Origin of the sequence: Actinoallomurus sp. NPDC052308 (assembly GCF_040679195.1) — a bacterium.
In the GTDB taxonomy this organism is placed as follows: Bacteria; Actinomycetota; Actinomycetes; order Streptosporangiales; family Streptosporangiaceae; genus Actinoallomurus; species Actinoallomurus liliacearum.
The window spans coordinates 66,166-92,109 of record NZ_JBFAUM010000016.1; the positions used below are offsets into that span (position 1 = coordinate 66,166).

General features: G+C 71.4%; 27 protein-coding genes. 13 read left to right on the plus strand and 14 right to left on the minus strand.

What is annotated here, in order from left to right:
* Positions 1-30 precede the first annotated feature (30 nt).
* Both AB0L00_RS30020 and AB0L00_RS30025 read right to left on the minus strand, forming a co-directional pair.
* Positions 31-132: a DUF397 domain-containing protein gene (locus tag AB0L00_RS30020; protein ID WP_364440440.1), complete on the minus strand. Its 102-nt coding sequence runs from the start codon at positions 130-132 to the stop codon at positions 31-33.
* Complete coding sequence (locus AB0L00_RS30025; protein ID WP_364440441.1) at positions 123-914, minus strand: helix-turn-helix transcriptional regulator; 792 nt, start codon at positions 912-914, stop codon at positions 123-125. The genes AB0L00_RS30020 and AB0L00_RS30025 overlap by 10 nt, the downstream gene beginning before the upstream one ends.
* A 163-nt stretch (positions 915-1,077) precedes the next feature.
* On the opposite strand from AB0L00_RS30025, the gene AB0L00_RS30030 reads away from it, so the two are divergent.
* Complete coding sequence (locus AB0L00_RS30030) at positions 1,078-1,500, plus strand: ATP-binding protein (protein ID WP_364440442.1); 423 nt, start codon at positions 1,078-1,080, stop codon at positions 1,498-1,500.
* A 106-nt stretch (positions 1,501-1,606) separates the two neighbouring features.
* On the opposite strand, the gene AB0L00_RS30035 is transcribed toward AB0L00_RS30030, so the two are convergent.
* Complete coding sequence (locus AB0L00_RS30035; protein ID WP_345356944.1) at positions 1,607-2,170, minus strand: dihydrofolate reductase family protein; 564 nt, start codon at positions 2,168-2,170, stop codon at positions 1,607-1,609.
* Positions 2,171-2,619: 449 nt separating this feature from the next.
* On the opposite strand from AB0L00_RS30035, the gene AB0L00_RS30040 reads away from it, so the two are divergent.
* The 5 genes from AB0L00_RS30040 to AB0L00_RS30060 all read left to right on the plus strand — a co-directional run bounded on the left by AB0L00_RS30040 (position 2,620) and on the right by AB0L00_RS30060 (position 6,322).
* Positions 2,620-3,075, plus strand: a complete 456-nt coding sequence (locus AB0L00_RS30040; RefSeq protein ID WP_364440443.1) for a hypothetical protein — start codon at positions 2,620-2,622, stop codon at positions 3,073-3,075.
* Positions 3,076-3,260: 185 nt separating this feature from the next.
* Positions 3,261-4,028 carry a hypothetical protein gene (locus AB0L00_RS30045; RefSeq protein WP_364440444.1) on the plus strand — a complete coding sequence of 256 codons (768 nt, stop codon included), beginning with the start codon at positions 3,261-3,263 and terminating at the stop codon, positions 4,026-4,028.
* Positions 4,029-4,155: 127 nt separating this feature from the next.
* Positions 4,156-4,737 (plus strand): WHG domain-containing protein, encoded by a 582-nt coding sequence (locus AB0L00_RS30050; RefSeq protein WP_364440445.1) that lies wholly within the window; start codon positions 4,156-4,158, stop codon positions 4,735-4,737.
* A 43-nt stretch (positions 4,738-4,780) separates the two neighbouring features.
* On the plus strand, positions 4,781-5,923 hold the full coding sequence (locus tag AB0L00_RS30055; RefSeq protein ID WP_364440446.1) for a serine hydrolase domain-containing protein: 1,143 nt from the start codon (positions 4,781-4,783) through the stop codon (positions 5,921-5,923).
* A 240-nt stretch (positions 5,924-6,163) separates the two neighbouring features.
* Positions 6,164-6,322: a hypothetical protein gene (locus AB0L00_RS30060; protein WP_364440447.1), complete on the plus strand. Its 159-nt coding sequence runs from the start codon at positions 6,164-6,166 to the stop codon at positions 6,320-6,322.
* A 108-nt stretch (positions 6,323-6,430) separates the two neighbouring features.
* On the opposite strand, the gene AB0L00_RS30065 is transcribed toward AB0L00_RS30060, so the two are convergent.
* From AB0L00_RS30065 to AB0L00_RS30085, 5 genes are read right to left on the minus strand one after another with little or no spacing between them, the layout of a single operon-like run.
* Complete coding sequence (locus AB0L00_RS30065; protein ID WP_364440448.1) at positions 6,431-7,600, minus strand: lipid-transfer protein; 1,170 nt, start codon at positions 7,598-7,600, stop codon at positions 6,431-6,433.
* Positions 7,597-8,898 (minus strand): OB-fold domain-containing protein, encoded by a 1,302-nt coding sequence (locus tag AB0L00_RS30070; RefSeq protein ID WP_364440449.1) that lies wholly within the window; start codon positions 8,896-8,898, stop codon positions 7,597-7,599. The genes AB0L00_RS30065 and AB0L00_RS30070 overlap by 4 nt, the downstream gene beginning before the upstream one ends.
* 9 nt (positions 8,899-8,907) lie before the next feature.
* Positions 8,908-10,080: an acyl-CoA dehydrogenase family protein gene (locus AB0L00_RS30075; protein ID WP_364440450.1), complete on the minus strand. Its 1,173-nt coding sequence runs from the start codon at positions 10,078-10,080 to the stop codon at positions 8,908-8,910.
* Positions 10,080-11,153 (minus strand): acyl-CoA dehydrogenase family protein, encoded by a 1,074-nt coding sequence (locus tag AB0L00_RS30080; RefSeq protein WP_364440451.1) that lies wholly within the window; start codon positions 11,151-11,153, stop codon positions 10,080-10,082. The genes AB0L00_RS30075 and AB0L00_RS30080 overlap by 1 nt, the downstream gene beginning before the upstream one ends.
* Positions 11,122-12,813 carry an AMP-binding protein gene (locus AB0L00_RS30085; RefSeq protein ID WP_364440452.1) on the minus strand — a complete coding sequence of 564 codons (1,692 nt, stop codon included), beginning with the start codon at positions 12,811-12,813 and terminating at the stop codon, positions 11,122-11,124. Before AB0L00_RS30085 ends, AB0L00_RS30080 begins: the two co-directional genes overlap by 32 nt.
* Before the next feature lie 225 nt (positions 12,814-13,038).
* Here AB0L00_RS30085 and AB0L00_RS30090 point away from each other — a divergent pair, with 225 nt between their 5' ends.
* A complete protein-coding gene (locus tag AB0L00_RS30090; RefSeq protein WP_364440453.1) occupies positions 13,039-13,629 on the plus strand; it encodes a TetR family transcriptional regulator in 591 nt (196 codons plus the stop codon).
* 75 nt (positions 13,630-13,704) lie between these two features.
* On the opposite strand, the gene AB0L00_RS30095 is transcribed toward AB0L00_RS30090, so the two are convergent.
* The 3 genes from AB0L00_RS30095 to AB0L00_RS30105 all read right to left on the minus strand — a co-directional run bounded on the left by AB0L00_RS30095 (position 13,705) and on the right by AB0L00_RS30105 (position 19,471).
* Complete coding sequence (locus AB0L00_RS30095) at positions 13,705-13,830, minus strand: hypothetical protein (protein ID WP_364440454.1); 126 nt, start codon at positions 13,828-13,830, stop codon at positions 13,705-13,707.
* A gap of 106 nt (positions 13,831-13,936) precedes the next feature.
* Complete coding sequence (locus AB0L00_RS30100) at positions 13,937-18,817, minus strand: cation-translocating P-type ATPase (RefSeq protein ID WP_364440455.1); 4,881 nt, start codon at positions 18,815-18,817, stop codon at positions 13,937-13,939.
* A gap of 18 nt (positions 18,818-18,835) precedes the next feature.
* The gene (locus tag AB0L00_RS30105; protein WP_364440456.1) at positions 18,836-19,471 is read right to left on the minus strand and encodes a hypothetical protein; all 636 of its coding nucleotides are present in this window, start codon (positions 19,469-19,471) and stop codon (positions 18,836-18,838) included.
* A 624-nt stretch (positions 19,472-20,095) separates the two neighbouring features.
* Between AB0L00_RS30105 and AB0L00_RS30110 the strand changes: the two genes are divergently transcribed.
* Both AB0L00_RS30110 and AB0L00_RS30115 read left to right on the plus strand, forming a co-directional pair.
* Entirely contained in the window at positions 20,096-20,443 is a 348-nt protein-coding gene (locus tag AB0L00_RS30110; protein WP_345356900.1) for a DUF202 domain-containing protein, read from the plus strand.
* The gene (locus tag AB0L00_RS30115) at positions 20,440-20,709 is read left to right on the plus strand and encodes a DUF202 domain-containing protein (protein ID WP_345356897.1); all 270 of its coding nucleotides are present in this window, start codon (positions 20,440-20,442) and stop codon (positions 20,707-20,709) included. The genes AB0L00_RS30110 and AB0L00_RS30115 overlap by 4 nt, the downstream gene beginning before the upstream one ends.
* A gap of 61 nt (positions 20,710-20,770) precedes the next feature.
* Here AB0L00_RS30115 and AB0L00_RS30120 read toward each other — a convergent pair whose 3' ends face one another.
* Positions 20,771-21,304 carry an ATP-binding protein gene (locus AB0L00_RS30120; protein ID WP_364440457.1) on the minus strand — a complete coding sequence of 178 codons (534 nt, stop codon included), beginning with the start codon at positions 21,302-21,304 and terminating at the stop codon, positions 20,771-20,773.
* 163 nt (positions 21,305-21,467) lie between these two features.
* On the opposite strand from AB0L00_RS30120, the gene AB0L00_RS30125 reads away from it, so the two are divergent.
* The 3 genes from AB0L00_RS30125 to AB0L00_RS30135 all read left to right on the plus strand — a co-directional run bounded on the left by AB0L00_RS30125 (position 21,468) and on the right by AB0L00_RS30135 (position 23,968).
* On the plus strand, positions 21,468-22,334 hold the full coding sequence (locus tag AB0L00_RS30125) for a helix-turn-helix transcriptional regulator (RefSeq protein WP_345356891.1): 867 nt from the start codon (positions 21,468-21,470) through the stop codon (positions 22,332-22,334).
* The gene (locus tag AB0L00_RS30130; RefSeq protein ID WP_345356888.1) at positions 22,335-22,574 is read left to right on the plus strand and encodes a DUF397 domain-containing protein; all 240 of its coding nucleotides are present in this window, start codon (positions 22,335-22,337) and stop codon (positions 22,572-22,574) included.
* A 197-nt stretch (positions 22,575-22,771) separates the two neighbouring features.
* Complete coding sequence (locus AB0L00_RS30135) at positions 22,772-23,968, plus strand: steroid 3-ketoacyl-CoA thiolase (RefSeq protein ID WP_364440458.1); 1,197 nt, start codon at positions 22,772-22,774, stop codon at positions 23,966-23,968.
* A gap of 104 nt (positions 23,969-24,072) precedes the next feature.
* Here the strand turns inward: AB0L00_RS30135 and AB0L00_RS30140 are convergent, their stop codons facing one another.
* Together AB0L00_RS30140 and AB0L00_RS30145 are read right to left on the minus strand one after the other, a co-directional pair.
* Positions 24,073-24,378: a hypothetical protein gene (locus AB0L00_RS30140; RefSeq protein WP_364440459.1), complete on the minus strand. Its 306-nt coding sequence runs from the start codon at positions 24,376-24,378 to the stop codon at positions 24,073-24,075.
* Positions 24,348-24,533: a hypothetical protein gene (locus tag AB0L00_RS30145; RefSeq protein WP_364440460.1), complete on the minus strand. Its 186-nt coding sequence runs from the start codon at positions 24,531-24,533 to the stop codon at positions 24,348-24,350. The genes AB0L00_RS30140 and AB0L00_RS30145 overlap by 31 nt, the downstream gene beginning before the upstream one ends.
* A gap of 160 nt (positions 24,534-24,693) precedes the next feature.
* On the opposite strand from AB0L00_RS30145, the gene AB0L00_RS30150 reads away from it, so the two are divergent.
* Positions 24,694-25,914: a cytochrome P450 gene (locus AB0L00_RS30150; RefSeq protein WP_364440461.1), complete on the plus strand. Its 1,221-nt coding sequence runs from the start codon at positions 24,694-24,696 to the stop codon at positions 25,912-25,914.
* The last annotated feature ends 30 nt before the right edge of the window (positions 25,915-25,944 follow it).

A 25,944-nucleotide genomic window follows, 5' to 3' on the forward strand; every position in this document is an offset into this window, starting at 1 on the left:
CGCGTCAGCACTCCCCGCTGATCGGCCGCGTCAGCCCGCCGCGCTCATCCCAACGACGGTCACCTCGACGCATTGACCGCCGTTTCCTTCGCTGTGACTGCTTTTTCTCCAAGAGCTGGCCGTCACGTCCATCGTTCCTCCAGAACCCGGCGGATCAGATCTCTGGACATCTCCACCGGAAGGGCTCGAGACCGGATCTGATCGTACGTTTCCGAGAGTAGGCGAATGTCGTCCGGTTCGCTCGTCGTGATTCCGCGAACGGCTGTCGCCACGTACGCCAGCTCGGTTCGGTTCGGAAGAGTTGCGAGAACGAATCCCCCAGCCGTGCCGATAGGGCCGAACGGGTCGGGAACGATCTGAACGGAGATACGCGGGGACACGATGGACAGCAGGTGTTCGAGCTGCCCGCGCATAACGTCGCGATCGCCAACTTGATTCCGCAGGACGGCCTCCGCGAGAAGCGCGGATACGCGAGGCGGTGGCGGATCCTCACGCGAGAGGATCGCCTGGCGCTTCATGCGAGCGGCGGTCGCGGCCGTGTCTTCGCCCAGCAGCGCTGAGGCGTAGTCCTCGGTCTGGAGGAGGCCGTCCACGACCAGGCACTGGTAGGTCCCCAGGAATTCGGCCTCGGACTCGACCTCGGGCCAGTCGAACCAGACCGGGAAGGCCGCATCCACGACCAGTTCGTCCCAGAGGGACGGGAGGGCTCCGCGGGTGTCGAGGATCTCGTCGAGTTTGACGGCGATGGCCCGGTCGCAGCGCGTTTCACCGCGCTCGATCTTGCCGATGTGGGAGCCGCAGACGGGGACCTTCTCCCCTAGTTGATCCTGGGAGAGACCGGAGATCGAGCGGTACCGCTTCACCTGGGAACCGAACAGTTCGAGCGTCTTGGGGCGCTTCTTGCCGATCGCCATTCGCCACTCCTCCTCGGTGTCGCGACTCTTCACAACTGGGGGTGCGAGAGTCGGCACGTTCACCCCTGGATACGACAGTCCTCACCAGCGGCTTCTCTGTCCACAGACCATGTCACCACACGTCATCACGCGAATGCAGGGAGTTTTCCCGAAAGGACGCCGCATGGTCACGACAAGTCCGGAGGAATGGGTCCCGCCGCCCCGCCTCACCCTTGAATTGCACGCCTGCGCCGAGAATGTCTACTTGGTGCGCAACCTCGTCGATCAGGCCGCCGAGTCCTGGAGCCTGTCGCAGGAGGTCCGTCACCTCGGCCGGCTGATCCTCACGGAGCTCACGACGAACGCCTGTCGGCTCTATCCGGGCAAGGTGATCCACACGTGGGTCGCGACTCCGCGGTACGGCGTCGGCGAGGTCGGCGTGTGGGACCCCGACCGCGTCAACCTGCCTCGGATCATCGCCGTCGACGAGGTCGCGGAGACCGGACGCGGCCTGTTCATCATCAACGAGCTCACCGGCGGCCGGCTCGGCTGGTACCCGTCCCGGGAGCGCCCGGGCAAGGTCGTCTGGGCTCGTTTCGGGCCCTGAGCGGCCGGGGGCGTACGCGATGCTCGGTGAACGTCCTGGCCGGGCCGCTCGGCGCCCGGGTATAGGCGCTTCGCGACGGCGTTCACCGAGCATTGGGCACACGGTCTCAGGCCCGCTTCGGCTCGTAGTGCATCGCGGTGATCCCGCAGTCGAACGGCGTCGCGGCGACGAGGTTCAGCCGCTGGACACCGTGGGCGTAGGGGAACACCGGCAGCCCGACGCCGATCGCGCTCGGGTTGACGAACAGGTGCAGCTCGTCGATCAGCCCCTGGGCGATCAGGCTCGTCACGAGCGTGCTGCCGCCGTAGACGATGATGTCCCCGCCCGGCTCGGACTTGAGCCGCTTCACGATCTCCGCGAGATCGCCGCCCGCGACGACGGCGTTCTTCCAGGGCGACTCGGTGAGGCTGTCGGAGATCACGACCTTCGGCGTGTTGTTCATCGCGTCGATGGCCTTCTGGTCCTCACCGGGAGGGCCCGCCTCCCAGGCCGGGATGAACCCCTCGGCGAGCCTGCGGCCCAGCATGATGGTGTCGACCGGCTCCATCAGCGCCGTGATGTACGCCTTGATGTCGTCGGTCCACGGGAACGTCATCCAGTCCATCTCGCCGTTCGGGCCTCCCATGTAGCCGTCGGCGGTGGTCTGAACCTGGAGCTTGAGCTTGCGCACGGCTGCTTCCTCTCGGGCGATGCGTGGGAGCGGCGGCTCCGTCCGGCCCCGCCGTCCTGATGTGCCTTCAGCGTGGCCGAACCCGATTACGGAATCTTTACGGCTTCCCTCCGCCCCCGAAGGCATCCGATCGGGACCGAAGGGCCGCGCCACGTCCGGCATCGTCCGGGCCGTCCCGGCGGCCGACCGCGATGCCGCGTCGCCGATCCGCCCCGGCACCGGCTTCGGGACGGGGTGGCGGAAATGTCGACGCAGCACGACCACGCGTCCGGCACCGAAACCGAAGAAGGCCACCAGACGGCGCGGCGTCCACCGGCACATCGTGGAAAACACTGACTCCCCGGCATTCGGGCGACCAATAGCGGACGACAGATATAGCCGCACTCATGCTAATTTCGCGACTAGTTATCATCCATCCGCGAAGGGAACGGTCCGTGCGAAAAGTCCAAATGCTCATCGCCATGCTCGCGGTCTTAGTCGCAACGGTCTGCGCGACCGCGCCGACCTCATCCGTCGCGAACGCCGCCACGACACCGTCCGCGTCTTCGGCGCCTGTTCCGGGAGACCTTCCCATAAGCGAGGCCGGCGCGAAGTGGTATCACCTCTGGGGGCCGGCTGCGGCCTGGACGAGCGGCACCTACAACTCGTGGCGCTCCAATCGCTTCAAGACCCGAAGTAAGGTCTTGGGCATCATCTTCAGATGCTGGTACTGGAGGGGCGGCGACACGATGTTCGCGGCGATCTACGGTGCCACAGTCCCCGTGAAAAGCCACAATATGCGCTGCGATGGCCACTGGAAGAACCTGGTCTTCAAACACGCGAACACCCGGTCGAACTACTACGTCGGCGTGTACGTGATCGGCACGAAGACGCTGGTACAGGTGGGAGCCGAATACTACAAATAGCACACGAGGCCGCCACGCGAACAGATCGGTGCCCCGTCCAGGGCGCCATAAGGCACCGTTTCGAGGTCGGCGCCATTCCGCCGGCCCACGGCGCGCCGTACACCGTGCTCTCGGACGCACGGCGTACGGCGCGCTGGTCGGTTAGGGTGTGGCGTGCAGCAGGTTCCGGCCGGAGGGTTCTCATCGTGATCGCCGGGAAGACAGCCGAGCACCACGGGGTCGCACCACCCCCGTACGTCGAGCGCTTCCGGCGCTTCGGGCCCATTGCGTCGGTCGCCGCAGGCGGGATCGCAATCGTGCTGTCGTCCCTTTGGCTCGTTCAGGCCGCGCGCGGCGCACATCTGGATGACGGCCCGCCGGCTCTCGCTCTGCTATGCACGGCGCTCGGGATGGTCGGCTTCGGTACGGTAAGACTTGCCCGGGGACACTCCAAGGGCCGGGTCGCCTTTTCCATCGATGCCGATGGCGTCTACTTCGCCGACTGCGTTTACCCGGGATCTGAACCCGATGGACAGGCACGACGGATTCCCTGGGACGAGATCAACGCGCTGATCCTGTTCTCCCGACGTACAGAGTTCCTTCGTGGCGCCGTCGAATGCGTGGGAGTTCGATTGAATTCTTCCGTTGCCGGCTCTCCCGAAGACCATTTCGCACGCCTCAAGCAGATCCTCGCCAAGCCTGATTTGGAACTCCACGTGTGGGAACAGCTCCGGGAGCTGGATCGGGACCTGCCGGAAGCACGGATGAAGACGGCGGTCAGCTTCCACACCGAAGTTCACGGGTGGAGCTACCGCCATTCCTCCGTGTTGGAGGCGGTGCGCGCCCACGCGCCTGGTGTTCCGGTCATCAGCTTCCCTGCGGATGACTATTACCACCTGGTGGGGTGGCGAGCGGACCAAGAGAAGTTGCGGCAGATCCTGCAAGACGCCGAGCTGCGCCGTTGGGGTTGGTGACGCGTCCGCTCCGGTAGCCCCGCAGCTCGAGACGGCGCAGGGCTGACGCCAGGATCGCCGACGCACCCGCAAGCCTAACGATGCTAGGTTGAAACCTAGAGGTTCTAGGAAGGGACGGGGGCGGCGCGTGGTCAGGGCGGGGCTCAGTGCGGCGAAGCTGACGGAGGCCGCCGCGGAGATGGCGGACGAGGTCGGGCTCGAGCAGGTCACCGTCTCCGCGCTCGCGCGGCGGTTCGGAGTCAAGGACGCCAGCCTGTACTCCCACGTCAAGAACCTGCGGGAGCTGCGCGTCCGGATCGCCCTGCTCGGCGGCGAGGAGCTGACCGACCGTATCGCCGCCGAGGTGGCGGGCCGGGCCGGCAAGGACGCGCTCGTCGCCTTCGCGAACGCCTACCGGCGGTACGCGCTCGAACACCCCGGCCGGTACGCCGCGACCCAGATGCGGTTCGACCCGGAAGAGGTCGCCGACTCCGTGGCCCTGCGCCGCAGCGTGGAGCTGACCTACGGCATGCTCCGCGCCTACGGCCTGACCGAGCCGGACCTGACCGACGCCGGCCGCCTGCTGCGCGCGGCCTTCCACGGCTACATCCACCTGGAGCTCAGCGGCGGTTTCGCACATCCCCGCGAGGTCGAGGACTCCTGGTCGCGCTCGCTGGACGCGCTCCACGTGCTCCTGGAGAACTGGCCGGCGCACCAGCCCGGTCGGTGAGCGGCCGGCGACACGCATGACGACCACGCAAAGGACGGGAACAGTGGAGCGGTATCACGGATGGGCCGACGAGCGCTTCGGAGCCGTCGCCGACGCGTTCGCGCGTAACTTCGCGGACTTCCCCGAACTGGGCGCGGCGGTCGCGGTGTACGCCGGTGGCCGCAAGGTCGTGGATCTCTGGGGCGGGGTCGCGGACGAGCGGACCGGCCGACCGTGGGAGCAGGACACGGTCGTGCCGGTGTTCTCCTGTGCCAAGGCCATCGTGAGCGTGTGCGTGCACCTCCTCGCGCAGGAAGGACGCCTCGACCTCGACGCACCGGTCGGCCGGTACTGGCCCGAGTTCGCGCGGAACGGCAAGGAGTCGATCACCTCCCGCATGGTGCTCGGGCACCGCGCGGGCGTCCCCGTCCTCGATGAGACGCTGTCCTTCGCGGAGATCGCCGCCTGGACGCCGGTGATCCACGCCATCGAGGAGCAGCGGCCGCTGTGGGAGCCGAACACGGCGTACGAATACCACGGCCACGTCTTCGGCTTCCTCCTCGGCGAGGTGATCCGGCGCCTCACCGGGCTGACCCCGGGCGCCTACTTCCGCAAGGCCGTGGGCGACCCCCTGAGGCTACGGGCCTGGATCGGCCTGCCGGACGAGGAGATGAGCGGCCGGGCGCGGCTCGTCGAAGCGGAGGGGCGGCCCGGGATGCCGGGGCCCGAGCACCTGCTCACCCGCATGGTGACGATGAACGGCGCGCTGGTCTTCCCCGGCCTGGACGAACCCCACGGCTGGAACGACCCGGCGCTGCTCGGAATGGAGCTGCCCGGTGCCGGCGCCACCGCGTCGGCGGGCGGGCTCGCCGGGCTGTACGCGGCGGCGGTCACCGGAATCGACGGCCGGGAGCGGCTGCTCACGCCGGACACCGTGACGGACGCGGTCCGCGAGGTCTCCGCCGGGAAGGGCTGGCTGGGCTTCGACGCCGGGGCGCGCTGGGGCTCGGGCTTCCTGCTCAACTCGTCCTTCCGGCCGATGCCGGGCCGGCGCAGCTTCGGCAACGACGGGGCCGGCGGCCAGTTCGCCTTCGGTGACGACGAGTACGGCGTCGGGTTCGCCTACGTCGCCAACCGCATGGTCGGCCACGGCGACGCCCGCGCCACCCGCTTGATCACCGCCCTGCGCGCGTGCCTGGACCGCTGACACCGCCGCATATACAACGCTCGGTGAAGGCGGGGAACGGGCCATGATCCGTCCCGATTCGTCCGACCGAGGGCAGCGCTCACCGAGCGTTCTGGACGCCCCTGCTCATGCCGTACTTCGCGCACCGGCGTGAGCCTCGGCGAACCACTCCGGCTTGCAGGCGGGCATCGCTTCGGGACGGTTGTCATCGCCGCAGCGAACACGCTGCGGTGGCGAACAACCGGACAGAGGAGAGCAAAGATGCCCAATATGCCTGGAGAAGCGGTCGAGGCCGCCGCGAGCGTCGTTACCGCGGCCGCCATCGGGGTCGGGATCAAGGTCCGCGAGGCCCGCGCCCGTCAGAACCAGACCGGCAAGGCCGACGGCAAGAAGAACGGCCGGAACGGCAAGAACAGCTGAACACGGTGTGCAACCGGCCGGCCTCCATCCCCTTGCGGGGTTGGGGGCCGGCCTCCTGTCCAACGACCAGCACGTCCAAGGTGTACGAAGGCGTCCCGCGAGCCGGGTTCAAGGGCGGGCGAGGATGAGGCCGCTGGTCGGGACGCCGGTGCCGGCGGTGACGACGACGTTCGCCACGTCGGCGACCTGGTTGACGGAGGTGCCGCGGAGCTGGCGGACGGCCTCGGCGATGCCGTTCATGCCGTGGATGTACGCCTCGCCGAGCTGGCCGCCGTTCGGGTTGACCGGCAGCCGGCCGCCGAGCTCGACGCCGCCGTCCGCGACGAAGTCCTTCGCCTCGCCCCGTCCGCAGAAGCCGAGCTCCTCCAGTTGCACCAGGACGAACGGCGTGAAGTGGTCGTACAGGATGGCCGTCTGCACGTCGGCGGGGTCCAGCCTCGCCTGCCGCCAGAGCGTCTCCCCCACGCGGCCCATCGCCGGAAGGGTCGTCAGGTCGCCCTCGTAGTAGGAGAACATCATCATCTGGCCGGGCCCGGAGCCCTGCGCGGCCGCCCTGATCACCGCGGGCGGGTGGGGCAGATCGCGGGCGCGTTCGGCGCTCGTCACGACGATCGCGACGCCGCCGTCGGACTCCTGACAGCAGTCGAGCAGGTGCAGCGGCTCGACGATCCACCGGCTGGCCTGGTGGTCCTCCAGGGTGATCGGCCGCTCGTGGAACCACGCCTTCGGGTTGGTCGCCGCGTGGCGGCGCATGGCCACGGCGACCCGCCCGAAGTCCTCACTGGTCGCGCCGTACTCGTGCATGTACCGCCGGGCGTACATCGCGACCCAGGCGGCCGGGGTCGCGAAGCCGTACGGCAGGTGCCAGGAGAACTCCAGGTCGGCGGCGCTCACGGCGTGCTCCGACCGGGCCGCCGCCTGGCCGAAGCGGCGCCCCGAACGCTCGTTGAACGCCCGGTAGCACACGACCGTCTCCGCCAGCCCGGTCGCGACCGCCATGGCCGCGTGCGCGACGGTTCCGCAGGCCGCGCCGCCGCCGTAGTCCACGCGGGAGAAGAAGGACAGGCCGGGGATGCCGAGCTCCCGCGCCACCGCGATCTCGGTGTTGGCGTCGGCCGTGAAGGTCACGAGGCCGTCGACGTCGGCCGGCGTCAGCCCGGCGTCCTTGATCGCGTCGATGCACGCCTCGGCGGCGAGCTGAAGCTCCGAGCGGCCCGACTCCTTGGAGAACTCGGTCGCCCCGATCCCGGCGATCGCCGCCGTCCCGGAGATGCTCATGATCGCCCCTTGAGTCGTACGGTGGCGATGGCGTGGTCGCCGAGGCTCACGGCGCCGCGCACCTCGACGGTGCGGTCGTCGACCACCCGGCCGGTCAGGGTCAGGGTGTCACCGGCGTACGCGGGGACGCCGAGCCGTACGGAGATGCCCTCGATGACGGCGTCCGGCAGCAGTTCGAGGACGTAGCGCTGGACCAGGCCCATCGTGGTGAGGATGTTCAGGAAGATGTCCTTGGACCCCTGCGCCCGGGCCAGCGCGGTGTCGTGGTGCACGGGCGTGAAGTCGCGCGTCGCGAGGGCGGTGGCGATCACGAACGTCGGCGTCAGCTCGATGCTCAGCTCGGCCGGCCCCGCCTCGCGCTCCGCGCCCGACGCCTCCGACGTGTCCGACCGGAGCGGTGTGGCCGGCTTCGCCGGGGAGCCGGCGCGGCGCCACTGGGGCAGGGTGAGGTCGTCGTCCACCTTCTGGAAGACCAGCTCGAGCGGCATGCCGATGCGGACCTGGTCGGGTGGGCAGTCGAGCAGGTTTCCGACGACGCGCACGCCCTCCTCCAGGTCGACGAGTGCGACGACGAACGGCGGATCGAGCCCGGGAACCGGCGGGTGGTGGTGGACGACGTAGCTGTGGAGCGTGCCACGCCCGCTCGCGGTGACGTGGTCGCGCTTGGTGGCGTGGCAGGCCGGGCACATCGGACCGGGCGGATGGCGCAGCCGACCGCACTCGGCGCAGCGCTGGATTCGCAGCTCCCCGGCGCGTACGCCGTCCCAGAAGAACCGGGTGTCCGGGCCGATCGCGGGCCGGAAGCGGCGGCCTTTCGCGGCCCGGCCGCCCGTCGCGCGCGGGCGGAACTTCAGCACCCGGAACATCATCTCGGCGACGCGTTCGTCCCCGGAGTACCAGGTCTGGTGCCAGGTGACGAAGTAGCCCTCGCCCAGGCCGGTGCGCTTGGGCCCGGTGACGCCGCCGAAGCGCATCGTCGAGCGCAGCTCCTCGCCGTGCCGCAGGTACCGGTCGTAGGTCTGCTCGCAGTTGGTCGCGACCACGCCGGTGAAGCCGGCCTCGTTCAGCAGGGTCAGGATCCGGTCGGCGACCGTGCCGGGCTTGTCCCGGGCGAGGCCGGGCATCGACCAGACCTGGATCATCGCGGGCGGCGCCGTCCCGGCCCAGCGGGTGCGGTCGCCGAGCGCCTGGGTCCAGTTGCGGATCATCGCGGCGTTCACCGGGTCCGCGCAGGGCGCGGCGGGCCGCTCCCCCAGGGCGGTCAGCTCCTCCGCGAGGGCCATCAGCCGTTCGTGCAACGTGTCTCCTTACCGGGGGGCTCTCGGCAGGCCGAGGCCGATCATCGCGATCAGCTCCCGCTGGATCTCGTTGACGCCGCCGCCGAACGTCAGCACGATCGCGCCCTTCACGCCGTGGTCGAGGCGATCGATGAGGTCACGGGTCTCCTCGTCGCCGGGATCGCCGTACCGGGCGAGGACGTCGCCGACGATACGGCCGACGTCCTGCATGCGCTCCGACCCGTAGATCTTGGTGGCGGACGCATCGGGCGCGCCCAGCCAGCCCAGATCCATGCTCGCGGCGACCTGCCAGTTGAGCAGCTCGTTGACCCGCAGGTACGCGTGCACGCGGGCGATCGCGCGCCGTACGTCGGGGTGCTCGATGAGCGGACGGCCGTCGCGGCCCGGTTTCGTCCGCGCCCAGTGGGCGAACCGGTCGTAGGTGTGCCCGATGTTGCCCGCCGGGCCGAGCGTGACCCGCTCGTGGTTGAGCTGGTTGACGATGAGGTTCCAGCCCTTGTTCTCCTCGCCGACGAGCAGGTCGGCCGGGACCTTGACGTCCTGGTAGTAGGTGGAGTTGGTGTGGTGGCGGCCGTCCATGGTGACGATCGGCGTCCACGAGAAGCCGGGGTCCTTGCAGTCGACGATGAGCATCGAGATGCCCTTGTGCTTCTTGGCGTCCGGGTCGGTCCGCGCGGCCAGCCAGACGTAGTCCGAGTAGTGCGCGCCCGAGGTGAAGATCTTCTGGCCGTTGACGATGTAGTGGTCGCCGTCCCGTACCGCCGTGGTGCGCAGCGCGGCCAGGTCCGTCCCGGCGCCGGGTTCGCTGTAGCCGATCGCGAAGTGGCACTCCCCGGCGAGGATTCCCGGCAGGAACCTTTTCTTCTGCGCGTCGGTTCCGAACTGCACGAGCGTCGGCGCGACGGTGTTCAGCGTGATGATCGGGTACGGGACCTCGGCGCGGGCGATCTCGTTGGCGAAGATCTGCTGCTCGACGGGGCCGAAGCCCCCGCCGCCGTACTCCTTCGGCAGCGCGATGCCGAGCATGCCGTCGCTGCCGAGCCGCCGGCAGTGCGCCATGTACGCGGTCCCGAACGGGTCGTCGGCGATGTCGTTCCGCTGGTCCTCGGTCAGACAGGAGGCGAAGTACGCGCGCAGTTCGGACCGCAGCGCCTTCTGCTCGTCGGTCAGGTCGATGAACATCAGGCCACCAGAGCTCCAATCGCGTCCAACTGCGCCTCGGCGCCGCCCAGCAGGTGTGCGTGGTGTTTGGCCCAGGCGAAGTACCGGTGCAGCGGGTAGGTGACGTCCAGGCCGAGCCCGCCGTGCAGGTGCTGGCAGGTGTAGAAGGCCACCAGCGCGGGTTCGCACACGTTGTACGCGGCGACGGCGAGCACCTCGGCCGCGTCGTCGAGCCCCTCGGCGAGCCGCCACACGCCCGCCCACACCGCCACGTCGAGTGCCCGCTTGGCGATGTACACGTCGCCGATCTGCATCGTGACGGCCTGGAACTCGGCGAGCGGCCGCTCGAACTGCTCGCGGGTCTTGACGTGCGCGGTGGTCAGCGCGAGCGCCGCGTCGAGCGCCCCGGACACGACGGCGACCGCGCCCGCGGTGGCGTACCCGGTGAGCGTCTCGTGGGCGCCGCCGCCGAGCAGCGCGTCCGCGCCGACCCGTACGCCCTCCAGACCGGCCCGCGACAGCGGCTCGCCGGTGGCCGACGGCTGCGGGGTGAGCGCCATCCGACCGGGCTCGACGAGGAACACCCCGATCTCCTCGCCGATCAGCGCCGGGACGAGGACGGCGTCGGCCTGCTCGGCGTACGGGACGAAGGTCTTGATCCCATCGAGGACGTACGTGTCCCCGTCACGGCGCGCCGTCGTGGCCACGCCGGGGCCCGGCTCGCGGACCGCCACGCTCAGGACCGATCCGCCGGCGGCGAAGTCGGCGAGCCGGCCGCGCTGCCCGGCGGTGCCGTGCGCGGCCAGGGTCGCCGCCGCGACGAGGGAGCCGTACGCGGGGACCGGCGCGACGTGCGCGCCGACCTGGCGCATGATCACGGCGAACTCCACCGCCCCGAGCCCGGCGCCGTCCATGTCCTCGGGCAGGCAGGCGCCGAGCAGGCCCGCCTGCGCCATCGCCCGCCACAGCGCGGTGTCGTACGGCGCGCCCGACCTCTCGTGCGCCTCCAGGCGCTCCGTCGTCACCTCGCGGCCGAACAGGCCGTCCGCCAGGTCCTGCAGCTCACGCGCGCTCTCGTCCAGGTCGAAGTCCACGGTCCCCCTCCTCACATCGTGATTCCCACGGCCCGGCCGCCGAGCCGGTGCTCCCGGCGGGCCACAGGTGTCCCCTGCCCCGGCTCTCGAACTCGGCGCGCAGCCGGACGGCGTCCTCGCCGGTCAGGCGGCGGTACCGGAGCTCCCGGCCGGGCCGCCACCACACCGGGTCCGTGGTGTTCCAGGCGTCCGCCGCCAGCGCTCGCCGGACGATCTTGTTCGACGCGGTGGCCGGCAGCCGGTCGGCGACCCGGACGTAGCGCGGCGTCCACTTGGGGCTCAGGTCGGCGCGCCCGCGCAGGAACGCCGCGAACCGTTCCGGGTCGAAGGCGCCGACCAGCGCCACCATCACCTGGTCGCCCGCCGCGACGTCCGGCACGCCGTACACGGCGAGCGCCGCGACGCCGGGCAGCTCGCCGAGCATCCGTTCGACCTGGACGGCGCCGAAGTTCTCGCCGTCCACGCGGAGGCGGTCGGCGTCCCGTCCGGCGAAGAACACGAAGCCGTCCTCGTCCCGGTAGGCGAGGTCGCCGCTCCAGAACATGCCGTCCCGGAGCCGGTCGTCGGCGCGCTCGTTGTAGTAGCCGTCGAACAGGCCGAGCCCGCGCGTGTTCACGAGCTCGCCGACGGCCTCGTCGCCGTTGAGGACGCGGCCGGCGGGGTCCAGCCGCGCGGGCGGGCACTCCCGGCCGGTGGCCGGATCGAGGATCCGCACGCCGTCGCCGAGGCGGCCGAGGGCCCCCGGCGGGCCGGCCGGATCGGGCGACAGGGCGATCGCCGTCTCGGTCGAGCCGTACCCGTCGACGACCGCGCAGCCGAACCGCTCGGCGAACCGCCGCTGCTCCAGCGGCGCGGCCTCGTTGCCGAACGCCACGCGGAGCGGGTTGTCCGCGTCGTCGGCGCGCTCGGGCGTCGCCAGGACGTACGACAGCGCCTTGCCGACATAGTGCAGGTACGTGCAGCCGTACCGGCGGACGTCGGGCAGCGTTCCGGAGGCGGAGAACCGCGCGCGGAGGACGAGCTGCGCGCCGGCGGCGAGCGCCGGGGCGTACGCCGCCATGACCGCGCCGGAGTGGAACAGCGGCATGGGGCAGTAGACGACGTCGTCGGGTCCCAGCAGGCGGTCGGCCAGCACCGCGCCGGGAACGACGACCTTGCGGTGCGTGACGCGGACCGCCCGGGGCCGCCCGGACGTGCCGGACGTGAAGATCAGCATCAGGAGGGTCTCCGGCGCGACCGGCACGGGCTCCCCGTTGGGCGCGGCGCGCCCCGGCTCGATGATCGGCAGGCCGGTGCGGGCGGCGACCCGTTCCGCGAGGGCCGCGTGGCGCGGCTCCGTCACGATCAGGTCGCAGTCGGCGCGGGTCGCGTCACCGGCCAGCTCGTCGGCGCCGCGTGCCGTGTTCAGCGCGACGATCACGTTCCCGGACAGGGCCGCGCCGCCGAGCAGGAACACCATCTCGGGAACGTTGTCGAGCAGGACGCCGACGTGCAGCGGCCGCGTCCCGGGCTCGCGACGGGCGGTCTCGGCCATCCAGCCGGCGCGCTCGGCGCACTCCCGGGCGACCTCGCGCCAGGTCCAGGCGTCGTCGGCGGCGCGGAGCCCGACGCGGTCGTCGGCGGACCGCGCCCGGATCAGCTCGGCCACCGTTTCGGACACCGCGTCACCTCCCGGACTCACCGGAAGAAAACTAGAACAGATTCTAGTATGTGTCCACCGCCGACGGTCTCCGACCGCCCATCCGGCCGCGTCAGGCTCCGCTTACCTCGATGGAACGAGCAATCGTCCGGTAGGTCGCGGCATGCATAACGTGTTCTCGCCGGGCGGTACGCTGATCTACGACACGCGCGGGCGGGCACCGCGCCCGCAGTTTGAGGAGTCGTCGTGACGGCAGAGTCCACGGCCGCCGGCCACCCGGGGGTCCGCTCCCGCAGCCAGCAGCAGCGCCGCCGGCGCATCGTCCAGGCGGCCGCCGCCCTCGCCTCGCGCGGCGGCGTCGAGGCGATGCAGATGAGGACCGTCGCCGAGCGCGCCGGCGTGGCCCTCGGCACGCTCTACCGCTACTTCCCGTCCAAGATGGACCTGGTCGTCGCCGTCGTCAGCGAGGAGATGGACACCCTCGAGGGCAGCCTGGAGCGCCGCCCGCCGCGCTCGGCGACCGCGGCCGGACGCGCCGTCGAGGTGCTGATGCGCGCGACGCGGGGGTTGATGCGCGAGCCGGAGCTGGCCGACGCGCTGATCCGGTCACTGCTGCTGTCGGACGTCAAGACCGACTTCGGCAACCGCATGACCGGCCTGCTGGGCCGCGCCACGGGGACCGATCCCGGCGAGGGCGAGGAGACCCGCGCCCTCCTGCGGTCGCTCGGCAGCGTGTGGGTGATGGAGATGATCGAGATGCTCCGCGGCCACTCCACGAACGAGGAGATTCAGGCGCGCCTGGAGATCGCGGCGGCCCGCCTGCTCGCCGACTTCTGAGGACGAGTCGGCGACGCGGGCCGCGTGGGGTGAAAGGCTCAGGCCGCGGAACGCGGGCGGCGGAAGGTCAAAGGCTCAGGCCGCCGCCCAGAGCTGACGGTACATTCCGGTCTGAACCAGGTAGAGGGCCAGCCGGGTCACAAGGGCTTCGACGAGCATCACGAGCGCCTTGGCGAGGACGGTCGCCACGAGGTCAGGCATGGGGCACCTACGGGGTTGAGTGGGGATACCTTCGCCTGAATTATGCCTGCTTGTCCGAATAGATGGTCGCGCTGGGAGGTGACGGATAGGTGAACATTCTCCCAAGTCAGACGCTGGGTCGCCGGATCCGGGTGAGCACGACGGCCGCCAGGGCCAGGCTCACGCCCGATCCGAGGGCGATGGCCCAGGAGTGCGGGAACAGCGGCCGGCAGCCGAAGAAGTGACTGAGGCCCGGCATCTGCACGATGAACGCGAGGGCGCCGAGTGACGCGAGGCCACAGCCGAGCACCAGGGGATCGCGCCCGCCCGCCACGATCGTCTGCGCGAGCTGGGTGGTGACGAGCGCGACCAGGCCCGTCGTGTCCGCCTGACCGCGCGTTCCGGAGGCCCGGGCCAGTACCCACGCCGCCAGCGCCGCCCCGGCCGTGGCGCCCGCGCGGACCGTGACGTCCCGGGTGAGCGCGCCGCCGAGCGACCGGTCCGGGCCTTCGGCCAGCAGTTCCTCGTTCGTCACCCCGGACGGCGGGCGGGCCGCCAGGGCGATCGCCGGAAGCATGTCGGTGAGCAGGTTGACCAGCAGGAGCTGACGCACGTTCAGGGGACTGCGCCCGCTCAGGAGCCCCGTCCCCACGGTGAAGGCGATCTCGCCGAGGTTGCCGCCCAGCAGCACGGCCAGGGCGTCTCGCGTCGAGCGCCACATCGCGCGGCAGTCCGCGATCGCGTCGGTGATCGTCTCGATCCGGTCGTCGGTGACCACCACGTCCGCCGTCTCACGGGCGGCGGGAGTGGCCCGCTCGCCGAGCGCGATGCCCACGTCGGCCAGCCGGATGGCCGGCGCGTCGTTGGCGCCGTCCCCGGTGACGGCGACCACCCGCCCGGCGGCGCGCAGGGCCTGCACGACGCGGGCCTTCTGCGCCGGGCTGACCCGGGCGAACACCGCGACCCCGGACAGCGCGTCGGCCAGTTCCTCGTCGCGCAGGGCGTCGAGGTCCGGCCCGGTCATGATCCGGCCGTTCAGCAGCCGCAGCTCGGCGGCGATCGCCTCGGCGGTGGTCGGGTGATCCCCGGTGATCATGACCACGTCGACGCCCGCCTTGCGCAGCCGGCCGACGGCCTCGGCGGCGGTGGGCCGTACCGGATCGGCGATGCAGAGCAGGCCGAGGAAGCCCAGCCGGTCGATGCGCTCCGCGGTGAGGTCCCGGCGCCCCGACGCCGCGCGCTCCCCGACCGCCAGCACGCGGTACCCGAGGCGGGCCAGCCGGTCGATCTCCTGGTCGACCTTCTCCCGCGCCTCCTGGTCGAACCGAACCGGCCCGTCGTCGCGCTGCCAGGTGTCGCACGCCTCCAGGATGATCTCCGGCGCGCCCTTCACGCTCAGCCGCTGCCGGCCGTCCGTACGGCCGAGCACGGCGTGGTAGCCGCGCGCGGGTTCGAACGGCAGCTCATCGACCCGTTCCCACGACCCGAGCCCCTCCGCGGCGTCCATGCCGAGCTTGCGGGCGGCCCTCATGATCGCCCGGTCGGTCGGGTGGGGCAGCCGGCCGCCCCCGGGATCCGGCGTCGCGCGGACGGCGGCCGCGATGATCTCCCGGAACGCGGGCGACAGCCGCCCCTCGGCGGGATGGGACGCGATGCCGTCGGACACCTGCCCCAGCCGCAACCGCCCCTCCGTGAGCGTGCCGGTCTTGTCGAAGCAGAGCACGTCGATCCGGCCGAGCGCCTCGATCGTGCGCGGATTGCGGACGAGCGCGCCGCGCCGCGACATCCGCCGCGCCGTCGCCAGCTCGGCCGCCGTCGCCACGAACGGCAGCCCCTCCGGCACGGCGGCGACGGCGAGGCTGACCGCCGGCCCGAGGGCCCGGGCCAGCGTGGCACCGCGCAGCAGATCCGTCCCGAAGAGCACCACGCCGGCCCCCAGGGCGACCGGCAGGGTCACCTCCGTCAGCGCGCGCAGCCGCGCCTCGACCCCGCCCGGACGATCATCGGCGCCGCCCTGGCGCGTCGTACGCCCCACCTCCGTCTGGGCGCCCGTCGCGACGACCACGCCGACCGCGTCCCCCGCCGCGATCACCGTCCCCTGGTACAGCATCGAGTGCCGGTCGGCCACCGACCGGGCCATGCTGGGCCGCGGGTTCTTCGTGACCAACTGCGACTCGCCGGTGAGGCTCGACTCGTCGACCTCCAGGTCCTTGGCCGACAGCAGGCGCAGGTCCGCCGGAACCGCGTCCCCGGCGGTGAGGACGACGACGTCGCCGGGAACGAGCCGGTCGGCGGTCTCCTGCGGCTCGGCACCGCCCTCGCCGGGCCGCCGGAGCCGGACCCGCACCGCGCTCATGTCGACGAGCTGCCGCAGCGCGCGGTCCGCGCGGACCCGCTGCAGGCCGGACATCATCGCGTTCACTCCGAGGACCGCGCCGATGAGCGCCGCGTCCATGATCGAACCGACCACCGCGGACACCCCGGCGCCGGCCGCCAGCGCGGGCGTCAGCGGGTTGTCCAGTTCGTCGACGGTCACCTGGGCGAGGCCGGGCGGGCGGATCTCCTCACCCAGGTCCGAGCGGCGCCGGGCGGCCTCGTCCTCGTCGATGCCGGACATCGACGACCCCAAGCGGGTGAGCACGGCCTTGGCCGGCCACGCGTGCCAGGGCGTACGGTCCTGGGGCACCGGAGCGGGTCGCCGGGCCAGCGCCCGGCCCGACAGGCTGCCCATGACGAACGCCGACACGGTGGCGAGGTCGATCGCCAGCCGCGCCCGCCGGGGCGCGTGTTCCGGCGATCCGGCCACGGCCAGCAGCGCCCCGGCCACCGACCCGACGTAGGCGATCCGCGCGGCGCGTGCGCTGGTACGTCCGGCCGACGGGATCGACTCGAGGAGCAGGATCGCGTCGGCCAGGCCCGGACCGCACAGCAGGTGCGCGCCCCAGGGCGGGCGGTGACGGGGGCCGAACAGCCCGATCCCCACGTCCGCCGCCGCGAGCGGCGCACCATCGCGCGCGGCGACGAGCGCGACGACGCGCCCGTCCTCCTGGGCCTCGCGTACGGAGTCCAGGAGCCGGTCGCCGCCGGGGACCGCGCTGTCGACGGAAAGCCGCTGCGCCAGCACGGAGGCGCCGGCCACGGCCACCGACCCCACTCCCCTCGCGGCGTCGATCAGGGCCTCGGCCAGGGGGTCGAGTTCGGCCACGACGGAGACGAGGGCGGCCGGTTCACCGTCGCGGGTCAGCAGGAGCACGGTCGCGCCGCGCTCGCGGAGTTCGGCCGCGCGTTCGCGGGCGTCCGCCGGGACAGCGGTCGGCCGCAGCCGGGAGATCGCCCAGGGGCCCTCCCGCCGCCGGGCCTCCGGGTGATCCAGGTCCACCAGGGCGTGGGCACGTTCGTGTGCTTCTTCGGCGGTGACCGACGACGGGAGGGAGACGACGTCCTCGATCACCATGTCGCCGGTGCGCAGCACCGAGGCGTCCACGATCACGTGGTCCACCCGGTCGAACCGGCGCAGGCTCTGCAGGTCCATGACGACGACGTCCCGGCCGGCGAAGACCATGCCGAGCTGGGTGGCGAACGCCTCGCGGCCCATGCGCGCCGCCCTCGGCACGCCCGCGGCGAGCACTCCCTGCGCCCGCGTCGCGTCGCGGGTCAAGACGTACGCGCCCACCGACGCGGTGATCGCCGTGGGCACCGTCCAGGCCGCCCGCTCCACCGGGCCGTACGGCAGGGGAACGGGCCGCTTCGGCACCTGCAACGGCGGGGCCTGGAAGGAGCCCTCCTCATGGATCAGGTGCTCGACGCGCCGGTGCCACGCGGACCGGTACCCGCGCGCCTCCTCGGTGCGGGTCATCCGGTGCACGAAGCCGATGATCAGGCCGGTCGGCTGCTGCGCCAGCGCCTGCAGGCTCGCCACGCTGCCGCCGAGGAGGAGGTCGGTGGCCGGGCGCCCGATCAACCGCGTCAGCCGGTCCCGGACCTGAGGCGTCGCGTCGGCCATCGCGATCAGGGTCCCCACCGCCGGGGGGACGGGCACGGCCCGCAACACCAGTCTGCCCGTGATCGCGACGCTCGCGCCCGTCAGGTACGCGGCCATGATCGCACTCTCCCGCAGGACCGCCTGCCGGTGGCCCGGGTCGGGATGCCCGGCGTACGGATCCGAGGCGGCGTCGTGCCGCTCCTCGACCGCGTCGACCACGGCGGTCAGCTCCTCGACGGGAACGTCATCGTCATGGACCACCGTCACGGTGCCGAGAACGCCGTTCACCTCGGCCCGCCGCACCCCCGCCACGTCGTTCATCCCGGTGACGAGGTCGCGCGCCATGTCGGTACGGCCGGCGTGGTGCAGGCCGCGGACCCGGATGCTGGTCCGCTCGTCGCCGCGGTACACCCGGCGTTGCTCCGCCGTCTCAATGGCGCCGCGCAGCGCGGCGCCCGGATCCTGCAGGGCCGCGTCCGACGCCCGCGCGGCGGCCGCCGGAAGCCGCACCAGCGCCCCTGGAAGCCGCGAGATCTCCCCCGACGCCCGGACCGCGAGTCCCGGCAGAGCGGCGACCGCGCCGGGCAGCCGCGCGGCCGTACCCGGCAGCCGACCCACCGCGGGCAGGCCCACCGCGGCGCCGGGCCTCATCAGTGCCATCCCGGACAGGCCCAGCACCGCACCGGACGCGCGCAGCGCCACGCCGGGCAGGCTCAGCGCCGCCTGCGGCAAGCCCAACGCGGCCCGGGGCAGGCCCAACGCCGCCTGCGGCAAGCCCAACGCGGCCCGCGGCAGGCTCAACGCGGCCTGGGGCAGGCTCAATGCGGCCCGCAGGCTCGCCGGCGCGCCGGAGCCGGCTGCGGCAGCCGGCAGGCCCAGCACCGCGCCGGACAGACGCGCCGCCTCGCCCGAGGCGCGCCGTACCGCGCGCGGGACCATCCCCGACGCCCGTGCGGCCGTACCGGGCACCGTCGTGGTCGTCTGCAGCAGGCCGGTCGCGGTACGGAGAATGCCTCGCAGCGGCATGAGTCGGGGACCCGGCCGTCAGACGCTCTCGGTGGCCGTGGACCGGCCAGCGGAACGAGGCGTGGTCGCGGTACCGGCGGTCTCGGCTCCCGCTCCGCTCTCACTCGCGGCCGTGCCCGCCGTCGTCCGGGACCGGCTCGTACCCGCCGTCGTCTTGGACCGACCGGCGCCCGCCGTCTTGGCTCGACTGGTGCCGGCCGTCGTCTTGGCTCGGCCGGCGCCCGCGGTCGACCCGGTCCGGCTCGCGCCGGCCGTCGTCCGGGCCCGGCTGGTTCCCGCGGTCGTCCGGGACCGGCTCGTGCCGGCCGTCGTCCGGCTCGTGGCCCGTGCCGGGGTCGCCGCTTCCGACGTCGCCCGCGCGCTCGCCGGAACCGGCCGTGCCTTCTCGCGTCTGCCGACGGCGCGGCGCGCCACCATCGTCCCGACGCCGACGGCCGCGGCCACCGGCCAGTCGAGGACTCCGAAGGCGGCGGCGGCCGCCAGGCCGCCGTAGAACATCAGCCGGTCCTTGGGCGGCAGGTACCCGGCGGCGACCCGCCCCATGTCGCCGACCATTGAGAGCCCCCGAGTCGGGAGGGGCACTCTCATGACCTTGACGTGCGGCGTCACGACGGGGACGGGAACCGCCGCCCCGTGCTCTTCGCTCTTGGTCATGTCCGCCGTGGTCGCCGTTCGACCGCGCCGTGCGGTGGCCGTGGTCGTCGCCGACGCCCTCCGCGACGCGGGCTTCTCCTTCGTGGCTGTGGCTCTTCTCTCCGCGGCCATGCCGACCATCCCCCGATCGTGCCGGAACACCGTTTGCGCTCTCGAAGGTCCACGTTGCTCCGCAAAGGGCCTCGACACAAGCCCACAATGGGAGATCCGGACGGACCTTTTCCCTGCTCAGGGTCATACGGAGGGCAAATTTGAGCGTGTTGCCACGTACGCCCGACTTGGTACCCGATCCCACACAGGCCCCTCGGGAAACGAGCACCACCGGCAGACCTTCCCGGCTCGAGCGGATCCCATACCACCGCCGAACGATCCGGCCGATCCGGAGCCGCGACGGGCGCCCCGGCCCGGTGCGCATGAGCGAGCGGAGCGAGTGAATCAATGGGCACAGCGCCTCTGGCCTCTCCCCCGACGAAGGAGGTCACATGAGCGAGCGGAGCGAGTGAATCAATGGGCACAGCGCCTCTGGCCTCTCCCCCGACGAAGGAGGTCACATGGCCCACCTGCGAATACCCGGGGTAGGGAGAGGCATCATCGAGGTGTGCCTCGACCGTCCTGAGGAGGAAGATGTCGGACGACGAACCCGGGCACGAGCCCGACTACCGGTTCTCGCTCGCCAACGAGCGGACCCTGCTGGCCTGGGTGCGGACGTCCTTCGGACTGGCCGCGCTGGGGATACCGCTCGCGGGCGGCATTCAGGGGGTGGCCCTCCCGGGGTGGCATCGGGAGATCGGCCTCGGCGCGATCGCGCTGAGCGTGGCGATCGCGCCCATCGCCTACCGCCGGTGGCGGCGGGCCCAGGAGGCGATGCGGCTGGGGGTGTGCCTACCGCGTGATCCCCTTCCCGCCGTCCTCACGGTGGGCGTGGGACTCCTTTTCACGCTGACGCTCCTGAGCGGGATCGTGACCCGTTGAGCTCCGGCCTGCAGGCTCAGCGGACGGAGCTCGCCTGGCTGCGGACGGCGCTGTCCTGCTGGGCGGTCGGCCTGCTCGCCGTCAAGATCGCATTCCCGGTCGGGATCGTGGCGCTGCCCGGCCCGCTGGTCGTGACGGTCGTCGCGTATCGCAGGCGGCGGTGGCTGCGCGGCCCCGGCGAACCCCCGACGATGTCATGGGTGGAAGGAGTGCTCGTCGCCGGCGCCTGCGCGTGGATCGCGATCGCGGGCGCCATCGTGCTCTGACCGCGGCCGGCACCCCATGACCCGCGCGCGGCGCTCCGTACGCCCGCCGCGCGGGTGCGGATCAGTAGCCGCCCCGTACGGCGAAGCTCGCCCAGACGACCTTGCCGTGGCCGTACAGCGGGGTCCAGTTCCACGAGTCGCTGACCGCGGCGACGAGATAGAGGCCGCGCCCGCTCTGGGAGACGAAGTCGGCCTCCCCCTGCATGGGGACCTCGTCGCTGGGATCGGCGACCGCGCAGGTCAGCAGGCCGGCGGTGCGCAGCAGGCCGAGTCTGATCGGGGTGTCGCCGGGTCGCGCCGCCCCTCCGACGGCGTGCCGGATGGCGTTCGTCACGAGTTCGGAGACGACGAGGCCGACGTCGTCGTACATGGCCGCCAGACCCCAGATCTTCAGCCCGTCGCGGGTGAACTCGCGCGCCTCCCGTACGGATTCGGGCATCGCCGCGAGGTCCTCCGTCCTCGCGTCCAGGCCCATCCTGGCGGGCGGTACGGCGTGGCCGGACCATGGTCCGCCACGCACGATCGCCGACAACAGCCACTCGTGCGCTTCGTCGACGCTCTCACCGGTCATCCAGCGCGCTCCGTGTGCTGTCATCGCGATCCTCTGGGAAGCAGTGATCGGCGTGCCTCGCGCGCTATCCTGCTCGACATGCCTTGCATATGCAAGGCCCGATGCACGTGCAGACGATCGTGCAAACTCTGACAGCAACGGAAGGGAGTGGCACACTGTGCGCTGACCGATGCTCATGGAGGTAGGGGTGGACACAGCGCAGCCCGCTGGGGGACCGACCGTTCTTCGCCGGCTCCTCGGCGCCCAGCTGCGCCGGTTGCGCGAGCGACAGGGCATCACGCGCGAGGAGGCCGGATACGCGATCCGCGCCTCCGGTTCCAAGATGAGCCGCCTGGAGTTGGGCCGGGTGGGTTTCAAGGAACGCGACGTGGCCGACCTGCTCACTCTCTACGGCGTCATGGACGAGCGAGAGCGGGAGACTCTTCTCGAGCTGGCTCAGGACGCCAACACTCCCGGCTGGTGGCACAGGTACGGCGACGTTCTGCCGGGCTGGTTCGAGACCTACGTGGGGCTGGAAGAGGCGGCCGCGCTGATCCGCACCTACGAGGTCCAGTTCATCCCCGGTCTCCTGCAGACCGAGGATTACGCCCGCGCCGTCATCTCCCTGGGCAACTCGGCCGCGCCTCCCGAAGAGATCGAGCAGAGGGTCAGCCTGCGGATAACTCGTCAGAAACTGCTCACACGAGGGGACGGTCCTCGCCTGTGGGCGGTCGTGGACGAGGCGGCGTTGCGACGCCCGATCGGGGGACGAGAAGTGATGCGCGGCCAGATCGAGCGCCTCATCGAGGCGACGAAGCTGCCGAACGTCATTCTCCAGGTGCTGCCGTTCCGGGTCGGCGGTCATACCGCCGAGGCCGGGGCGTTCACCATCCTGCGGTTTCCCGAATCGGACCTGCCGGACGTGGTCTACGTCGAGCAACTCACCAGTGCGCTGTATCTGGACCGACGCGACGACGTGGACGCCTACATGGAGGCGATGGAACGCCTCTGCGTGGTCAGCGCGCCTCCGGACAACACCGCCGAGATCCTCAGCAGGATTCTCCAGGAGACATGAATGCAGTACCGGGCGTACAACGGCATCCCCGCCACCGATCTCGCCGAAGTCCGATGGCAGAAGAGCCACCGGAGCAACTCACAAGGTAATTGCGTCGAGCTGGCCCAGCTCCCCGACGGCAGTGTCGCCGTCAGGAACTCCCGGCATCCGTCCGGGCCTGCTCTGGTCTATACGAAAGCGGAGATCAAAGCCCTCATCCAGGGCGCCAAGGCCGGCGACTTCGACACCCTGATCGCCTAAGGCCACGACATCACCCCACCCCCGCCCGGGCGTGCTCGGCCGGGGGTTCGCGGCGGGCCGACCGCTGCGGGCACGCTCCCCGAATCAAACCGAACAAGAACAAGTTCTTCTCGACATTAGCCGATGCCGAGAGGCTTGCAACCGTCATATTAGAACGGGTTATAGTTCGGCGAAGCGTCGTCACCGCAGGAGGCCACATGGGCTCGCCGGTCATCGTTGAAGCCGTACGCACGCCGATCGGCAAGCGCCGCGGCCGGCTGGCCGGGCTCAAACCCCAGGCGGTGCTGGCCCACGTGCAGCGCGCCGTGGTCGAGCGTGCCGGAATCGACACGGCCGAAATCGGCCAGGTCTTCGCCGGTTGCGTCACACAGGCGGGCGAACAGGGCGGCCATGTCGGCCGCCACGCCTGGCTGTACGCGGGGCTCCCCCACCAGGTCGGCGTCACGACGATCGACGCCCAGTGCGGGTCGAGCCAGCAGGCGGTCCACCTGGCCGCCGCCCTGATCCAGGCCGGCGTCGTGGAGGCCGCGATCGGCTGCGGCGTGGAGGTCATGAGCCGCGCGCCGCTCGGCGCCAACGTCGCGAGCACGGGCCCCTGCGCGGAGGCCGGCGGCCGTCACCCGTACGCCCGGTCCCGCCCCGACGACTGGTCGATCGACCTGCCGGACCAGTTCACCGCCGCCGAGCGCATCGCGGCGCGACGCGGCCTGACCCGCTCCGACCTCGACGCCTTCGGGCTGCGTTCCCAGCAACGCGCCGCCAAGGCGCAGGCGGACGGCCGCTTCGACCGCGAGATCGCGCCGATCGAGGCGCCGGTGCTCGACGACGACGGCGCGCCGACCGGAGAGGTCCGCACCGTGACCCGGGACCAGGGGCTGCGCGAGACGACGCTCGACGGGCTGGCGCGGCTGCGCCCGGCGGCCGGCGAGGGGCTGCACACGGCCGGCACGTCCTCGCAGATCTCCGACGGCGCCGCCGCCGTCCTCGTGATGTCCGAGGAGCAGGCCCGCGCGAACGGGCTGCGTCCCCGCGCGCGGATCCGGGCGCAGGCGCTCGTGGGCGCCGAGCCGTACTACCACCTGGACGGCCCGATCCAGTCGACGGAGACCGTGCTCGCCGCGGCGGGCATGACGATGCGGGACATCGACCTGTTCGAGGTGAACGAGGCGTTCGCCTCGGTCGTGCTGTCCTGGGCCGCGGTCCACGAGCCGGACCTGGACCGGGTCAACGTCAACGGCGGGGCCATCGCCCTCGGCCACCCGGTGGGCGCCACCGGCGCCCGGCTCATCACCACGGCCCTGCACGAGCTGGAGCGCCGCGACGCCTCGACGGCCCTGGTCACGATGTGCGCGGGCGGCGCCCTGTCCACCGCCACGATCCTCGAACGCCTCTGACGACACCGCGCCGGTGCGGAAAGCGCTCGTAATGCGCGAAACCGGCCGTCTGCTGGGAGGTTCCCAGCAGACGGCCGGTAGCCGATGGCAGCGTTCCCTCGGCCTCAGCCGCGACCGAGGCGACACTTTTCCTGGTGCAGGCGGGCCCGCCGCCTGACGACACCGTCGGCGGCGCGCCTGGCGTCTTCACGCGCGGCGTCGACGTCGTCGGGCTCTTCCATGCCGAACTCGCTCCAGGCCGCGTGCGCGGCAGCGATGGCCCTCGTGAAGACGGCCTCGGAGACGGCCTTCAGCTCGGCCTCGATGTCGGCCGTCTCCCACGAGTTGGCGGCCAGCGCCTTCCGGAGCACCCTGTCCAGGGTCTCCCCGAAGGCATCCGTCAACGTGACGTCGACGGAGTAACCGACCACCCGACGAGTTTCATGGCGTCAATGGCGGCCTCGGCAACACCCATGTCCCCGAGGAACGACAGATAAGCCTCGGAAGCAGCCATTTCGACCTCCCCAGTTTGTTTCATCGCTTTGCTGAGGATCGTCCGGGTGGAGCCGATATCGACCACATCCACCCACCGCCGTACCTCTGACACCTCTTTCCATTGAGTGACATTCACATCACAGCGGGTCGATGAGACGCGCGCCACTCCCCCGGCGACCTCCGATATCTTGACCCGAGCGAGCGCTTGGTTTAGAACGTGTTTCAGACAAGGTGCCGCCCGAGGAGCGACGATGCCGATCGACATCATCACGCCGGAGATCTACGAGCGCGGGGGCTTCCCGGACGAGGGCTTCCGCCTGCTGCGGCGGGAGGCACCGATCCACTGGCACGAGGATCCCGACGAGCGCTCGCCCGGCTTCTGGGCGGTGACCAAATACGACGACGTGGTCCACGTCTCCCGCCACCCCGAGCTGTTCTCCTCGTACGCGCGCACGTCGATGTTCGAGGAGTTCACCGACGACGACATCGCGCTCTACCGGCTGATGATGCTGTTCATGGACCCGCCGCAGCACACCAAGCAGCGGAGCTACGTGAACAAGGGCTTCACGCCCCGGATGATCAAACAGCTCGAGGAGCACATCCGCGACGTCGGCCACCAGCTCATCGACGACGTCGTCGAGCGCGGGGAGGCGTGCTTCGTCCGCGACATCTCCGCGCCCTTCCCGCTCTACGTCATCTGCGAGCTGATCGGCGCGCCGGTGGAGGATCGCGGCCGGCTCTTCGACTGGTCCAACGCGCTGATCGGCTTCGACGACCCGGACTACGGCACCTCCGCCGAGCACGCGCGCGACGTCTCGGCGGAGATCCTCGCCTACGCCCACAAGCTGGCGGCCTACCGCCGGGAGCACCCAGGCGACGACATCGCGACCAAACTGCTGCAGCCCGACGCCGACGGCCGGGTGCTCAGCGCGGACGAGTTCGCGATGTTCATCCTGCTGCTGATCATGGCGGGCAACGAGACGACGCGGAACGGCGCGTCCGGCGGCATGCTGGCCTTCTTCGAGCACCCGGACCAGTGGCGGCGGCTACGCGGCAACCGGGCGCTGCTCCGGACCACCGCGGACGAGATCGTGCGCTGGGTCAGCCCGGTGAACCTCTTCCGCCGTACGGCCCTGCACGACACCGAACTGCGCGGGCAGCCGATCAGGGCCGGCGACAAGGTGGTCATCTTCTACCCCTCGGCCAACCGGGACGAGGACGTCTTCGCCGACCCGTACCGCTTCGACATCGGCCGCGACCCGAACCCGCACATCGGCTTCGGCGGCGGCGGGCCGCACTTCTGCCTCGGCACCCACCTGGCGCGGCTGGAGCTGACCGTGCTGTTCGAGGTGCTCCTCGAACGCATGCCGGACATCGAGCAGGCCGGCCCGGCGCGGCGGCTGCGGTCCAACTTCATCAACGGCATCAAGGAGCTGCCGGTCCGGTTCACCCCGTCCGAGCGGCGCCGTTAGAACAGGTTTCACTCTAGAACAAGTTTCACT